13 protein-coding genes are annotated in these 12,672 nt (G+C 37.0%); 7 read left to right on the top strand and 6 right to left on the bottom strand.

What is annotated here, in order from left to right; translation table 11 throughout:
* Nucleotides 1-139 precede the first annotated feature (139 nt).
* Complete coding sequence (gene asnB, locus J2S19_RS16615; protein ID WP_307344262.1) at nucleotides 140-1,990, bottom strand: asparagine synthase (glutamine-hydrolyzing); 1,851 nt, start codon at nucleotides 1,988-1,990, stop codon at nucleotides 140-142.
* Between the two features lie 351 nt (nucleotides 1,991-2,341).
* On the opposite strand from asnB, the gene J2S19_RS16610 reads away from it, so the two are divergent.
* Complete coding sequence (locus J2S19_RS16610) at nucleotides 2,342-2,902, top strand: DUF2777 family protein (RefSeq protein WP_307344261.1); 561 nt, start codon at nucleotides 2,342-2,344, stop codon at nucleotides 2,900-2,902.
* A gap of 189 nt (nucleotides 2,903-3,091) precedes the next feature.
* On the opposite strand, the gene J2S19_RS16605 is transcribed toward J2S19_RS16610, so the two are convergent.
* The 3 genes from J2S19_RS16605 to J2S19_RS16595 all read right to left on the bottom strand — a co-directional run bounded on the left by J2S19_RS16605 (nucleotide 3,092) and on the right by J2S19_RS16595 (nucleotide 5,255).
* The gene (locus J2S19_RS16605) at nucleotides 3,092-3,451 is read right to left on the bottom strand and encodes a YisL family protein (RefSeq protein ID WP_307344260.1); all 360 of its coding nucleotides are present in this window, start codon (nucleotides 3,449-3,451) and stop codon (nucleotides 3,092-3,094) included.
* A gap of 103 nt (nucleotides 3,452-3,554) precedes the next feature.
* On the bottom strand, nucleotides 3,555-4,460 hold the full coding sequence (locus J2S19_RS16600; RefSeq protein ID WP_307344259.1) for a fumarylacetoacetate hydrolase family protein: 906 nt from the start codon (nucleotides 4,458-4,460) through the stop codon (nucleotides 3,555-3,557).
* Between the two features lie 9 nt (nucleotides 4,461-4,469).
* Nucleotides 4,470-5,255, bottom strand: coding sequence for a TatD family hydrolase (locus J2S19_RS16595; protein WP_307344258.1), 786 nt, complete (start codon nucleotides 5,253-5,255; stop codon nucleotides 4,470-4,472).
* A gap of 257 nt (nucleotides 5,256-5,512) precedes the next feature.
* On the opposite strand from J2S19_RS16595, the gene J2S19_RS16590 reads away from it, so the two are divergent.
* The 6 genes from J2S19_RS16590 to J2S19_RS16565 all read left to right on the top strand — a co-directional run bounded on the left by J2S19_RS16590 (nucleotide 5,513) and on the right by J2S19_RS16565 (nucleotide 7,543).
* Nucleotides 5,513-5,734, top strand: a complete 222-nt coding sequence (locus tag J2S19_RS16590) for a spore germination protein (RefSeq protein ID WP_307344257.1) — start codon at nucleotides 5,513-5,515, stop codon at nucleotides 5,732-5,734.
* A gap of 11 nt (nucleotides 5,735-5,745) precedes the next feature.
* Nucleotides 5,746-5,976 carry a spore germination protein GerPB gene (locus J2S19_RS16585; RefSeq protein WP_307344256.1) on the top strand — a complete coding sequence of 77 codons (231 nt, stop codon included), beginning with the start codon at nucleotides 5,746-5,748 and terminating at the stop codon, nucleotides 5,974-5,976.
* A 104-nt stretch (nucleotides 5,977-6,080) separates the two neighbouring features.
* Entirely contained in the window at nucleotides 6,081-6,707 is a 627-nt protein-coding gene (gene gerPC / locus J2S19_RS16580) for a spore germination protein GerPC (RefSeq protein WP_307344255.1), read from the top strand.
* On the top strand, nucleotides 6,704-6,880 hold the full coding sequence (locus J2S19_RS16575; protein WP_307344254.1) for a spore germination protein GerPD: 177 nt from the start codon (nucleotides 6,704-6,706) through the stop codon (nucleotides 6,878-6,880). The genes gerPC and J2S19_RS16575 overlap by 4 nt, the downstream gene beginning before the upstream one ends.
* Nucleotides 6,877-7,242 carry a spore germination protein GerPE gene (locus J2S19_RS16570; RefSeq protein WP_307344253.1) on the top strand — a complete coding sequence of 122 codons (366 nt, stop codon included), beginning with the start codon at nucleotides 6,877-6,879 and terminating at the stop codon, nucleotides 7,240-7,242. Before J2S19_RS16575 ends, J2S19_RS16570 begins: the two co-directional genes overlap by 4 nt.
* 82 nt (nucleotides 7,243-7,324) lie before the next feature.
* Nucleotides 7,325-7,543: a spore germination protein gene (locus tag J2S19_RS16565; RefSeq protein WP_307344252.1), complete on the top strand. Its 219-nt coding sequence runs from the start codon at nucleotides 7,325-7,327 to the stop codon at nucleotides 7,541-7,543.
* A gap of 170 nt (nucleotides 7,544-7,713) precedes the next feature.
* Here J2S19_RS16565 and J2S19_RS16560 read toward each other — a convergent pair whose 3' ends face one another.
* Nucleotides 7,714-11,106, bottom strand: coding sequence for an AAA family ATPase (locus J2S19_RS16560; protein ID WP_307344251.1), 3,393 nt, complete (start codon nucleotides 11,104-11,106; stop codon nucleotides 7,714-7,716).
* Nucleotides 11,103-12,287, bottom strand: a complete 1,185-nt coding sequence (locus tag J2S19_RS16555; RefSeq protein WP_307344250.1) for an exonuclease SbcCD subunit D — start codon at nucleotides 12,285-12,287, stop codon at nucleotides 11,103-11,105. The genes J2S19_RS16560 and J2S19_RS16555 overlap by 4 nt, the downstream gene beginning before the upstream one ends.
* Nucleotides 12,288-12,672: the final 385 nt, after the last annotated feature.

Here is a 12,672-nt window from a genome sequence, read left to right as displayed (position 1 = left end):
GTGTATACTGCACTTATAAATTACTAGTTTTAAAAATTATTTTAAATTCCTAGTTACAATAAAAACTAAATACAAAATGACATTTCCTTTTACGAATTGTCATTTCGTATTCAGTAAGAATTTTTCTTATAATGTCCAATTAGCCTTCTTTAATATTTATATTGTTACCCTCAACCCATACGTGTATTTGTGCTAAATGTGCCAATAGCTGTGGACCTGACATTAATTGCCCAAACCATGGTACTTTAAATGCATTTCCTTCCGTTTCGATCAACTCTGTGAGTCGTTCCTTTGAAAATAACTCATGTAAAATTGAATCTTTATTTTCTAAAATCGCTGCCAACCACGTTTTCACTAATCGTGTATATTCAGGATGATGAGTTTTCGGATATGGGCTCTTTTTACGATATAGAACATCGTCAGGGAGAATCCCTTCTAGTGCTTTACGTAAGATTCCCTTTTCACGTCCACCGTGCATTTTCATTTCCCACGGTATATTCCAAACATATTCAACAAGACGGTGGTCTGCAAATGGAACACGTACCTCTAAGCTGGCCCCCATACTCATCCGGTCTTTTCGGTCCAAAAGATTTGCCATGAACCAATGTAAATTTAAGTAGAAGAGCTGTCTCCGCTTAGCTTCTGTCGATGATTCCCCGTCAAGTAAAGGGGTCTCATTCACCGTTTCCTCATAACGTGCTTGCACATATTCCTCTAGGTTTAAGCGCTTTTGCCATTCAGGCTTTAACAGCTTTACTCTCTCACTCGTTGAGCGCATCCATGGAAATGCTTTACTTGCTAAATCTTCTGGGCGGTGGAACCATGGATACCCACCAAAAATTTCATCAGCACATTCACCTGACAACCCTACAACAAAATCTTTTTTTATCTCACGACAGAACCACAAAAGAGAAGAATCAACATCGGCCATACCTGGCAAGTCTCTTGCTGAAGTTGCTTCAATTAGATGGTCGACTAAGTCTTGCTGAGTAATAATACATTGGTGATGAGTTGTGTTAAATTCTTCACTAACTTTGCTAATCCATGGCCCATCAGAATTTGGCTGGAACTCATTTTCTTTAAAATATTTATCATTTTCTTCATAATCAATCGAATATGTGTGTAAACTTCCTTTACCCTCTACCTCATATTGCTTGGCAGCAATCGCAGTTATTGCACTGGAATCCAATCCACCTGATAAAAATGTACATAATGGCACATCTGACACCAACTGTCTTTTAACTGCATCAGTTACTAAAAACCTTACTTTTTCTGCAGTATCTTCTAGCGAATCTTCATGTCGTTTACTTTCAACATTCCAATATCTCCAAATTTTTAAGCCATTCTTTGTATAAATCATCGCATGTGCTGGCCTTAATTCATCGATTCCTTTAAAAACTCCTACACCCGGTGTTCTTGAAGGACCTACACCGAGAATTTCTGATAGCCCAGAATAGTCAAGAACGGCAGAAATAGATGGGTGTGCCAAAATTGCCTTTATTTCGGAAGCGAACAATAGGGAACCATTTTCTTCGTGAAAAAATAAAGGCTTTACTCCCAGACGATCTCTTGCAATAAATAATGTTTCATTTGTTGAATCCCATACTGCAAATGCGAAAATACCATTTAAACGATGAACACATTCTGCTCCCCATTCGATGTAGGATTGTAACAATACTTCAGTGTCTGAATGCCCTTCAAACGAATAACCCCTTGTAAGGAGCTCCTTACGTATATCTTCTGTATTATAAAGTTCACCGTTGTAGCAAATTGTATATTGATGACTATTCTTTATACGAATCATTGGTTGCTTACCACGTTCAGGGTCAACAACGACTAATCGTTTATGGCCAAATAAAACATGGTTTTCACCCCAAGTGTTTGTATCATCCGGCCCCCGCTTCGCTAACGTTTCAGTCATACCTTTAATAACAGCCTCTTCGCTCCGTATATTGCCTTTAAAGTTAACCCATCCTGTAATTCCACACATCCATGCATCATCTCCCTTAATAATGAATCGAAGAACACCTAAAACATAAACCACGTCCGAATACTTAGCCGGATTTTATTGTATGCCCAGATTTTGTACCTGTTGATTTGTCCTAACATAAATTTTTGCATAAAATTTGATGGATTTGTCTAAAACGAAGATACGAGTGTTTATTTATACACTTTACTTTCCTAAGTAGGCACAGACAATTAGGCACACCAAGAAAAGTTCCATTAATACCTGTATCAATGAAACAGGTATCGATATCTCCCTCAATACTTAAGATGCTTTACAGTACAAAATCAGAGAAATACTTACAGCAAATGAATCTACATAAATGGAGGTAACACAATGTATCCACATAAGCGCTCAGATGTACTATCAAAACAAAAACGATCATATTTTATTGGCAATATTGATATAACAGGTGATCAATATGTTATATATGATGATATGAATGATGAGCTTTTCTTAGTAGAAGAACTTGAAGATTATCGTCTTGAAATAATGAGTCCAAAAGGATGGAAAACCGGAAGATGGCTTGGTTTTGGCAAGGTTAAAACTGAAGTTGGCGTTTTTTCGTTGAATTGTGGAGATTCTGTTCGGGTAAAAAAATCGCTTCCTCTTGCACTTGATGAAATGCTAAAGGAATTGCCTGACGAGACTTTTGTGAAAGTATTAAAGCAGCTTAATTCACTATCATTTTCACCATTTGATTGTGTATATTCGTACAACCAATTACTCTTTATGGGTAATCAAGCAAGTAAAAGAGGGGTTTCATTTTACCAATTTGATAATGAAGATAGCATTTGTTCCATCCAGCATCATTTTGAACGCGGCATCATGCGGTCTGACCGGTTTGAATTTACAACAAGCCTATGTAAAAGAGGACTAGTAATCGCACAGTACTAAATAGAACAAAAGCTCAGGGCGTCTTGAACAGCCTAGTGCTAATGAGCCACAAATAAATCGAAGACATTCATTGTCTTCGATTTATTTGTGGCTAGGCGCTGGATGTCGAAGTGCTTATCTACATTTCAAGATTTTATATTTTCCTTAGCAACAATGAAAAGAGGCTAACCAAAGGCAGCCTCTTTCATATTATTTAAAAACCCAAAACCCTAGTGGTAGTCGTAACCCTAACAGAACTGTTAAAATAAAGATAACAAAGAATAAAATCCAGAATACTTTCGCTGGCTTTCCTTTTTTCACTTTTGCGAGTACCATTTCCATCATTCCGATTGTTAATATACCAAGAATGATTTTCCCAATATACTCACCATCAATTTTCGATAATCCCACTGTTATAATGACCCCTGTTACAATAATCAGGATGTAAAAGAGTCTTAAAACCATGTGGGTAATTTTTGCCTGTTTGTCTTTTTTTGATTTAAGTAAAGCATTCACAACAAAGAATAGAATAATCGCAATTAGCCATGTTGTAATATGGGCATGTGTCATATGTATAACCTCCTTAACAACCTTATTTTAGCATGTTTCTATCTAGAATTTAACCAAACAACTCGAAACATTTCATATCTTGTGTCTATTTCATGAATGATGTCTAGTTTTCCGCTTTTATTTTGTTCGTTAATGTTCCAATTGAGCTTATTTCGATGTCAATAACATCTCCTGGCAGCAAATATTTTGGCGGATTAAAACCTTTGCCAACTCCAGCAGGTGTCCCTGTTGCAATAATATCTCCTGCTTCAAGTGTCGTACCTTGGGAAATCGTCGAGATAATCTGCTCAATCGTAAAAATCATATCTTTTGTATTGCCAGCTTGTCTTACTTCATTATTTACTTTTGTCGTAATGGACAAATCATATGGATTACTAATAGCTGATTTATGTACAATGCAAGGTCCCATTGGACAAGATGTGTCTAAGCTTTTACCTAATAAGAATTGTTTATGTTGCGCCTGTAAATTCCGCGCTGTTATATCATTAATAATCGTATAACCAAAAACATAGTCCATTGCATCAGCTTCGCTTATCTGTTTTCCACTTTTACCGATGATTACCGCTAACTCACCTTCATAATCTAATTGGCTTGTTATATGTAGATGTGGATCAACCTCTGCAAAGTGGCCGATAACAGTTGTCGGAGCTTTTGAAAATAACATAACATGTTCTGGAATATCCTCTACACTACCCATTTCAATGGCATGCTCTCGATAGTTTTTTCCTACACAAAATATATTTTTCGAAGGCCTTGGTATTGGAGGAAGAATTGTAACTTCTTCGATTGGATATAAATAGGACTCAGAACCTTCCTCGCTGATTTTGTCTATGATTTGTTGGACATCCTGTACAAATTTGTCTCCAAGCTTTAAACATTCAAATAATGTACCTGGAAACGAGACAATTTCAAAGATATCCTTTTCTGCCTTATGTATATCGATAACCCGTTCTCCATGTAATACACCTATAAATTGCTCCTTATGTATCATCGCTGTAACAAACTTCATAAAAACCTCCTATGTATATTCATTCATCGTATTCCAAAACTGTTTTGCATTTAGGACAAGTTGATTTGCTAACTCCTTTTTTGGGATATGTAGAATATTCGCTAAACATGACGTTATATCCTTTAGTAATAATGGAGTAGTTTGTTTATCTTCAAAGGGTCCATTAAACTGCCATGGTCCATCTGTTTCAATTAATAACTTGTCGATGGGAATTCTCCTAGCAAGCTCTTGGTCACGTTCCCGGTAACATACTTCTGGTGTAACCGAAATATAAAAGTCATTTTGGATAATGTCGTCGACAATATTAGGTTTGGCCTTTAACCAATGAAAATGTGCTCTAACGGTATGTGTTTTCCGTAGCGAAGCTAATACCGTTTCTGCTTCTTCATGTACTGCATGTAAAGAAACAGGTAGCTGTTCTTGTTTTGCTGTTGCTAATAATATTTCCAAAACATCGATAAACCTTTCCTGTTTGTGGATTTCATAAAGCTCTGTTTTTTTATAGGTTGGGAGACCAATTTCTCCTACTCCAGATAAACTATTCCTTTCTTTGCTAATTAACTCAGTTAGTTCATATAAATCTTTATCATTTGGAGGATCACCCTCAGGATGATGACCGATCGCTGCGTAGACAAAGTCCGGATAATTCTGTTTTAGCTTAAGCGTATCATAACTGGATTTCAAGTTCGAAGCAACTGCCAGCACTCCCTTGACACCTTTTTCCTCCCATATAGATATTTGTTCCTTTAGGTTCTCAACTTCATATTGGTCAAGATGTATATGGGCATCAAACACGAATCATCTCTCCTTACAGTAATACAATTAGTTATCAATACTATCTTACACAAAAATACTCGGTCAATCATATTAGTATAAGTAACCATAAAGTGATACTTCAAACATATTGCTATCCACTGATTGTTAATGGAACCAATCGGGGTGTTAGTGTCTGTTATCTCCCGCTTAAACATCTGAAAATCACTTCATATTTTGAGTTGGGAGTCTTACGGACGGTTTGCACCGGAATAAAACTAATAAAAGGAATGTTCACAATGCCAGCAATTGTAGGTGCATTTAAAGTAAATAGTGTCGGTTCAAGTAGTGTCGTCCATGTTGGCGATTGTATTACGATTTCTCCCTACAGTGAAGTAAAAACTTTTGCTGGGGCCGGTTCGTTTAATACTGGAGACGGATTGAATATTTATAATCAGCATTCTGTTACGAATACGTATGATAATGATGTAGTAGACCAGCCTACAGCAGCTAATTTATAGGAGGGTAGGTAATGAATTTTTATATTAATCAATCAATTAACATTAACTACTTGCGTGTAGATGCTGTCAATAATTCTTCTGTGTTTCAAATAGGGTCTGCAGGAATTATTAAACCACTTTCTAACCTATATAATACAGGAGGTTTTACTGAATCAGCACCGGAAATTGGTTCTCAATCACCTACTGGAGTGTTAGAGGAAACAGGTACGTTTTCAGTTCCTTTAACATCCCCTGTAACATAATAATTACGAATGGTTAAGTAGCAAACCTAAATAGGCATTCACCCAAATGAACGTGGTGCATATATTTATTGTAGCAACTTTTGTGAATGAACGGGGTGAACACTATGTACACAAATGAAATGATGAAAAGCCTGCACCAGCTCCAACAATATATACAGCATCAAGAGCAAAAGCTGAATCAACTCTCAAAGACAATTGACGCTCTTCAATCGGAAGTTGAAGAAATCAAAAGTAAACCGAGTACAAATATCGAGAAAATTGAATATAAATTTGATCAGCTAAAGGTTGAACGATTAGAAGGTACCTTAAACATCGGCTTAAATCCTACAGATCCTAATCAAATCGACCAATTTGAGGTTCAGCATCAAAATATGAATATTCATAATGATGTCACAAGTCAACAGCAACATAGACAATTAAATGAACAGCTTTTCCAGCAATGTCATGAGGAGATACAACATTTTTTAAATAAAGATTGTATCGCTTATCTTGAAGCTGCCGAACAACAATTACAGTTACGATTAGATGAGCCACATAGAAGACATATCATTGAAGACATCCGAAAACAAGTTGATGGCAGGATCCAGTATTACATGAATAGCCAGCCAATTAATGATGTCCATCAATTTTCTGAACATAAAGACCGAATTGTTAACAAGGTCAAAAAAGATGTTGAAGATTCTATTACACACTTCATGCAACACTTACCAAAAGAAGGAGGAACACCATGAATTTCACCGTTGTGAATCGAAATATCCATGTTGAGTGTATACGGGTCGTTGGTGTATCTAGTTCATCGGTTTTTTTAATCGGTGATACAAATACCATTTCGATGTCGTCCATATTTGATACACCTCCAGAATCGTTAATTATTGGTCCGTATGTACCGCTGGCTCCGCAATGATTAGCCGGTTTTCTAAAGTAAAGTCCGTTTATGTCAACTCTATCGGTTTAAGCTCTGTGTTTTCGATTGGTGACTCTATGAATATTACACCAAACGTAAAAGTATTAGCTGAGCAACGTGAAGAGGAAAAATATTTCGGGAATGAAGGTAACCTTCATCAATATCCAGTCTTTGATGAAGACATTCCGTATCCGATATTTTATGAAAGAATCACTACAAGCTTTTTTCATGAAAATGCTAGTATAAATGTCAATACGGTTTCAGTAACCGCTCTGTCTAGTGCAGCCGTCTTTCAAATCGGTTCATCAAAAGATATAAAATGCGAATCACGAATACTTCATATTAGACATCCTCTAGATTAATTCAAAGACATCTTTAGAGAACGATTTTCAACTTGTATGCATAGAGTAAAGTACTAGAGAAATCAAAAAGGATGTTTTTTATATGCCAGCAATCGTAGGTCCAATAAAGATTAATAGTGTTGGTGGTGGTGTCGTAAACTTTGGAGATTCATTTTATTTATCACCTAAAAGTCAATCAAAAACAGCCTCTGGGTCTGGTGCTGGAAACACAGGAGATTTCCATGTCGTCAACAATGTCTTAAATGCTACTAACATGATCGATCCTGATGTCGCAGACCAAAACATGACCGCAAATAATTAAACTTGAATATAAAGGTCGGACCCCTCTACTTGTCTATCGTTTGTATATAAGGGGTCTGACCGATTTTACTTTTATTCGTTGTGCATATGACTACGCTTGAATATTTTATATTATCGCTGTTTCAACAACCAATATACAGAGGCATATTATTTTTAATAATTTCTTTGAATCTAAATCGTCTCAATCGAAACCGTCGTTCCTTTTCCAGAAGGCTCAGCTGGAGTGACGATAAGCTTTTTCGGTAATCGTGCTCTTAGCTCAGCTACGTGACTGATGACACCTACTGATAGATTTTGAGCTTGTAATTTTTCGAGTGATGTCACAACCGTATCAAGTAAGTCCGCATCCAATGTACCAAAGCCCTCATCCAAGAAGAAAAATTGCAACGGATACTCGCCACGTAATTGGATTTGTGTCGATAAAGAAAGTGCTAATGCTAATGATGTTAAGAATGTTTCCCCACCTGAGAGTGACGATACCGGTCTTCTGACGCCACCATTTGCATCATCTCGCATAATAAATCCACCTTGTGAATCAACCTCGATTGCATATCTCCCACGAGTTAACAAGCTAAGTCTTTCCGAGGCTGATTTGCTAACTTGGATAAGCTGTTCTTCCGCAACATATTCTACAAAGCTGTTACCTTTGAAAACTGATTGTAATTTTTCAAGTTTTTGCAGTAAATCATCTAGCTTTACTTGCTGCTTTTCAATCTCCATAAACCGTTCATGTTTTTTTAATAATTCTGTTAAAGTCTGATTAGCTGCTCCTTTTACTGAATGTGCTTCATCCACTAACTCCTTTACTTCATTCTTTAATTGTTGCAGCTGTTGCCATTCTTCAACGGTTACTTGATTAGATGCAAGTTTTTCGTCTATTTGTTGTAAGCTTGTTTTTAATTGCTTCATCCTGTCCTGATAATTTTCAATTTCTTTTTTAATGCTCATTTTTTCTGCATGAGGAATGATAGAGTAAAGCGTTTCTTCTGTTGTAATAAAAGAAGTTCCTTCAGATGCTTCAACCCATTTACGTCCCGCTTCTTCTAATCTTTGCTTTACATGCTCAAATGCTTTTTCATTTGCAGCAAGATAACTTTGGTGTTCATGTAATTCCCGAGTTGTTTCTTGCCACATTTTATAAAGCTCTTTTTCCTTACTTATTAACTCATGTAACCTGCTAGTGACAAGTTCAATTTGTTGATGGAATGGCTTCGTAGTATGTGCTTCTTTTAATTTTTCATCTTTTTCGAGAATTAGCTGTTTGCTTGTATTTATAGCAGCTTGTAACTCTATTTTTTGTTCATGAAACTGCTGATTTTTTTGTTCACATTGCTTCACTTTTTCTTGCTGTTCTTCAATAAAAAGGACGCTTTTTTCAATACGCTCATTCAAATGTTCAATCGCCTTATCCTTCATTGTTAAGTCTTGTTGACGTTTTTCAACTAAATCAAGAGGTATCATTGAAAACTGCTCCTGATAATCTTTGACAGAAAGTTGGTATACATCATTCAATTGCTTCTGCTTTTCTTGCCATTCTTGACAATCCTTATCCGTTGCTGCTATTAAATCCGTTTTCCTAACTTCTTCTTGCTGTAAATTTCTTAGTTGTTTGATTATTGCTTCGACGCTACGCTTCAATTGTAAGTAATCTTGCATAATAACTTTATACTCATTATGAAGTAATTGATAACCTTGCTCATTTGGCAAATCTTCTTCGATGAGTTTCTCAACTGTTCGTTCATCTACTTTTACGATGCTTTGTAAAAACGTGAACTCAGACACTAACTGTTGTGAGAGACCTTCTAATTTAATTTTTATCGAGCTTCCTTCTTGACCTAAGGCTTGTACTTGTTCTAATTGCTGCTTGATGATATCCGATTGATTACTGGATACTTCCAAGGCCTCATTATCATGAGCAGGGTTTGGATGAGTACATGAACCACAGACAGGACATGGCTCACCATCATGTAACTGGTTGACAAGTTTTAAAGCAAGTTTATGGCTTGCAGCTATCTCTTCTTGTTTAAGTTGAAAGTCTAGCCTATTTTTAATCTTGTTAACTAATACACTATGTTCCTTCTCACGTTCAGAGGTAAGAAAATACAAGTTGTTTATTATGCCAAACTTCTCACGTAGTAGTTTCTTACAGTCTAGCAACTCGTTACTAACTTTATTTAAATTCTCTTTCTCAATTTCAACAGTGTGTAACTTTTTAGTTAATATCTCGGTTGTTTCATCGAGCTTTTGCTTGTTTTGGACAATTTGATTTTTAGCATCTATTGCAGCACGGACCATTTCTCTTTCTTTTAATGAAACGGTATTACTTATAATCTCCTCTTTCAATTGTTGTTGCTTCACAACCGCTTTTTCGACTAACGATTCTGCCTTTGATAATTCTTGTTTACCTTTAGCCATTTGGTCTTCAATCGTTGAATAATTTTTTTGTAGAAGTACTAGTTTCTTTTGTTCTGATTGACGTTCCTCATCGACTTGTTGGAGGTATAATAGCTTTTCTTTTTGAGCTACAAGCTTAGGCTCCTGCTCGCTCTTTACTAATCTAATTTCTTCATATGCTGCATTTTCCTTTTCATACTTCTCTTTTATGGCCGCATAATTTTTTTCAGCAATTTGAAGTTGGATTTCCGCAGCTTGCCTCTCTTGCTTAATTGTTTGTAATGCCTCTGCATAAGGCTTTAATACTTCTGCCTCTTCTGCCTTCTTAATTTGTTGTTGTAATTGAGCAATATCGTCTTTCTTTATTTCTAACAACGATTTTTCTTTTTTTAGCTTATCTTTTTCTAGTTGAAGCTCCCAGATTTTCTGTTTCTCTTCAAACTTTTTCGTGATATTCTCAAGCTCAGCTTGTCTTTTCATAAGTAAGATGTTCGCAGCTTTTAACTGTTCCTCTGCCTGTGTAACCGCAGCACTTGAAGCGTCCCCAAGCCCACTTTTTTCCGCTTCGAGTTCGTTACGTTTTATTTTTGTTGAAGCAAGTCTTGTGCGTAATTTCTTCAACAATTGATCGCCATATTGTTCGAGATGAAATAAGCGTTGCAGCATCTGTCTTCGTTCAGCACCTTTTAAGGAAAGAAATTCAGCAAATTTCCCTTGAGGTAAAACAACTGCTCTCGTAAAATCATCAATTGTTAATCCTAGTAAACCATTAATCTTATCATTCACTTCTACCGCTTTATCTGCTAGAACGATTGATTCTTCATTTACTTCTATTAAACGGCAAATCGACGTTTTTACTTTCATTTCATCGGCACGCTTAAATACACGTTCTACCGTATAACTCTTTTTAGATGAGGCACTTTCTAATTCAAACGTAAAGGAAACACTTAAACTATCTTCAGCATGATTTAAAATGCCGTGCGTATTATTTGCAGCCCGCTCTACCTTCCCGTATAAAGCTAATGTCATCGCATCTAGTATAGATGATTTCCCACTTCCAGTCGGTCCAAAAATCCCAAATATTCCACCATCACAAAGAGTATCAAATTGAATCGTTTGCTTTTCTCTAAAGCTATGCAATCCTGATACTGTTAATTGAATCGGTTTCATTCACGCTCACCTTCCCCAGTACTCTCATCATCTTCATTTATAAGCTCTAGAAATAACTTAATTAGTTCTTCCTCTGGTTTTGCTCCACCTGTTTGCTTCTCATAAAATTGTGTAAACAATTGGTCTATTGGTAAATTCGCTTGCCTCGTCTCAGTAATGGTTTGATCAGTCGAAAACACCGGACGAATATGAATAAATCCAGCATGCCATTTTCTAAGTCGGTGAATCTCTTCAATTGATAAAGTTGATGTTAAATGGATTTCTAAATCAATCCAAGCAGATGCGTCACGGCCATCCTCAAGCCATTTATGGACCTGACTAATCCCTTCTGTTGCTTTCCATTTGACAAGCGGTTTTCCAGAGGAAAGTGGGATTTCTTTTATTTCAACAGGCTGATTCGGTTCAGCATCTATAATTGTAACGGATTTGGCATAACCAATTTCTGAAAAACTATAAGCCAGTGGTGAACCAGAATACCTTGTTAGAGATGTTGCCCTTTTTATCGTTTGCGGCCGATGCAGATGACCTAATGCTACATATTGTGCTGCTTCAGGCATGCTTGTCGCTGCAACTGTGTAGGCTCCACCTACTTCAATTGGTCGCTCTGAATCAGAGGAGCTTCCACCTGCCACATGTATATGACTCATTGCCATGTTCACTGTATCATTCCGAAACTGCTTGCTCATTATTGAAAATAAATCTCTAATTCTTTGATCATATTTATCTCTTAATAGCACTTCATCATGACTCTCTGATAACACTTGTTCTAGCCTTGCTTCAGAAGGATAGGCTAATGCCGCGAGCATCATCTGCTGCTGGGCGCGTGGGACATCGACTCGTAATACATCCGATGTAGGATAACCGATGAGATGGATCGAGTGATTACCAGCTAAAGGAGAAGCTGCTGAAAGTCTATCAGGGTTATCATGGTTCCCGGCGATGACAACGATTGGTCTTTTTCCATAATCCGATAATCGTGAAATTCCATCATAAAACAATTGTTCTGCAGCAGCTGGGGGATTCACTGTATCAAACGCATCACCAGCCATTAAAATCATATCTACCTCTTCTTCTTCAACAATTTTAACAAGCTCATCGATAAAATCCGCTTGTTCTAAAAGTCTGCTACGTCCTTCTAATGAACGTCCTAAATGCCAATCCGCTGTATGCAAAATCCTCAACTTTTTTCATCCCCTTTTTCACTTGTTACATAAAAACAATCTACGAAAACAGTTAAACAAATAAACATTAATTATTCATATAAATGAATGCTGTTTTCGTAAACATTGTTGCTTTTAATTTTAACTGAGTTGTCGTTTAGGCTTGTCTCCGCTACGGTACTCAGCAATAGCGGGGGTGGGTGGTGAGCCTCATAGCTCCTTGCGGCACGAACAAGCAAACTTCAGGTCATCTCCCTACGATAAGTCATCATCGATTCGCCATACGGCTCATCGTGATTCCTTTATCTCAGTCGATGCCCCTCCAGTTTGTACGTCGATGAGCAAGCCGCCTACGCTTTTCGTTCTCCTCAGCGTAAACGCTTGCGGGGTCTCACCTCTCCCACGC

It is taken from the genome of Metabacillus malikii (assembly GCF_030813355.1).
In the GTDB taxonomy this organism is placed as follows: Bacteria; Bacillota; Bacilli; order Bacillales; family Bacillaceae; genus Metabacillus; species Metabacillus malikii.
Note: the sequence above shows the minus strand (reverse complement) of the source record. Positions and strands in the feature narration are given on the sequence as shown.

Bases quoted from the DNA above. Each gene is read 5' to 3' on its own strand.
- J2S19_RS16585 (WP_307344256.1), top strand. From the start codon at position 5,746: ATGAATTTTTATATTAATCAATCAATTAACATTAACTACTTGCGTGTA.
- gerPC (WP_307344255.1), top strand. From the start codon at position 6,081: ATGTACACAAATGAAATGATGAAAAGCCTGCACCAGCTCCAACAATAT.
- J2S19_RS16575 (WP_307344254.1), top strand. From the start codon at position 6,704: ATGAATTTCACCGTTGTGAATCGAAATATCCATGTTGAGTGTATACGG.
- J2S19_RS16610 (WP_307344261.1), top strand. From the start codon at position 2,342: ATGTATCCACATAAGCGCTCAGATGTACTATCAAAACAAAAACGATCA.
- J2S19_RS16600 (WP_307344259.1), bottom strand. From the start codon at position 4,460: ATGAAGTTTGTTACAGCGATGATACATAAGGAGCAATTTATAGGTGTA.
- J2S19_RS16605 (WP_307344260.1), bottom strand. From the start codon at position 3,451: ATGACACATGCCCATATTACAACATGGCTAATTGCGATTATTCTATTC.
- asnB (WP_307344262.1), bottom strand. From the start codon at position 1,990: ATGTGTGGAATTACAGGATGGGTTAACTTTAAAGGCAATATACGGAGC.
- J2S19_RS16570 (WP_307344253.1), top strand. From the start codon at position 6,877: ATGATTAGCCGGTTTTCTAAAGTAAAGTCCGTTTATGTCAACTCTATC.
- J2S19_RS16565 (WP_307344252.1), top strand. From the start codon at position 7,325: ATGCCAGCAATCGTAGGTCCAATAAAGATTAATAGTGTTGGTGGTGGT.
- J2S19_RS16560 (WP_307344251.1), bottom strand. From the start codon at position 11,106: ATGAAACCGATTCAATTAACAGTATCAGGATTGCATAGCTTTAGAGAA.
- J2S19_RS16590 (WP_307344257.1), top strand. From the start codon at position 5,513: ATGCCAGCAATTGTAGGTGCATTTAAAGTAAATAGTGTCGGTTCAAGT.